The following is an 824-nucleotide window of genomic DNA, read 5'->3' on the forward strand; positions in this document are numbered from 1 at the left end:
TTTTTCTACTTTTTCAAGGTTTTTAATTTTAAATTCATGAATATCTTTTATATTTTTTTCAGCTGTTTTTCCTTTTCCTCTAACGACATCAAAATTATTTTCTTGAAGATATTTAGGGAGTTCTGTATGAATTTTATTAATTCTCTTTCTATCCATTACAATTCTAGCTTGTAACTTTCCATTCTCTTTGTTTATTGGTACAAAGTGCAAGTGCATATGTGGAGTTGTTTCATCAAGATGAACTTTTGCTGATACAACATTTTCTTTTCCAAATTCATCACAAAAGTATTTATAAACTTCATTAAAATATTCTTTTGATTTATCTATACCCCATTCTTCAAACTGATCTTGATTAATTGTTATGATATTTGAATAATTTACAACTGAATTTTTCTGTATACGGGAAACATCTTTTACTTTATCAATTCTTTTTTTAACTCTTTGATATAAATTTAAATTACTAATAACTAAATCATAATTTAAATGAGTTTTTTCTAAATCAATTTCTGGATTTCTTATAAATCCTTGTCTTTCTTGTTCTTTTTCTTTTCCTTTTACATCAGTTATTTTATTTTTTTGTGTATTCCAGGCTAACTCCATACTCATAATTTTTTCTCTCCTTTTTTTTATAAAAAATATAAAGTAATACTTTTAAATTTCTTAGAATTACTTAAAAATCACTTAGTATTACTTAGTAATTCTAAGTGATACTTTTAACCCACAAAGTGGGTTTTTCTGACACACAGCGTGTGTTTTTTTGACCCACAAAGATGGGCAAAAAAGGATATTCTTGTAAAAAGAATATAGCACGTTATACTCTTTTA

The 824-nt window shown here is 25.0% G+C and carries 1 protein-coding gene; it reads right to left on the bottom strand.

Features of this window, described 5'->3' with window-relative positions:
* A partial coding sequence (gene mobV / locus GBZ86_RS16395) for a MobV family relaxase (protein WP_207707482.1) occupies positions 1-606 on the bottom strand: 606 nt, incomplete at its 3' end.
* Positions 607-824: the final 218 nt, after the last annotated feature.

Origin of the sequence: Clostridium tarantellae (assembly GCF_009295725.1) — a bacterium.
Lineage (GTDB): Bacteria > Bacillota > Clostridia > Clostridiales > Clostridiaceae > Sarcina > Sarcina tarantellae.